This window comes from Blautia faecis, from assembly GCF_020554845.1.
In the GTDB taxonomy this organism is placed as follows: domain Bacteria; phylum Bacillota; class Clostridia; order Lachnospirales; family Lachnospiraceae; genus Blautia_A; species Blautia_A faecis.
Genome location: NZ_JAJCIA010000100.1, coordinates 1 through 492, shown reverse-complemented (window position 1 = coordinate 492; position 492 = coordinate 1). Strand labels below are relative to the sequence as shown.

The window sequence follows — 492 nt, the reverse complement described above, 5'->3', positions numbered from 1 at the left end:
TGGAGGCACAATTTAGGATCATAACAATGGAAGACGTGGAAGATTCCGATGACTATGACGAATTAAAGTCTGCTGCTATTAAGGAAATCAAAAAGAATCTCGGTATGTTAACTGAAATACAGCAAAGATACGCAAAAATAGTATTATCAGATATTGAGAATGGAATTCTGATTGTCAAAAAAGGAAAAAAATTCATGGATTACATCCAGGAATATATGGAACGGATCCAACGTGAAAAGATCAAGAATTATGCAGACCAGGTTGGACTCAACCCAGATAGACTTTTTGACCTATATAGAGAATATACTTCTGGTGAAGTTGACCCATTAAAGTTCGAAAGGTTAAAACAATCTGTTGATATTGAACGCTTGAAGAAATATTACAATTGTGTAGAATTCAAAGCCAGAATCCGTTTTCATGTAGAATTGAAAAAATATATTGAAGAACGCAAAGCTGACTACGAAGAGAAAGGATGATTCAAATGCCTAGACC

At 34.6% G+C, this 492-nt stretch carries 1 protein-coding gene; it reads left to right on the top strand.

Annotated elements, in window-relative coordinates:
• Positions 1-476 (top strand): hypothetical protein (locus LIZ66_RS18385; protein WP_227227652.1); only part of this gene is annotated, 476 nt, incomplete at its 5' end.
• Positions 477-492 lie beyond the last annotated feature (16 nt).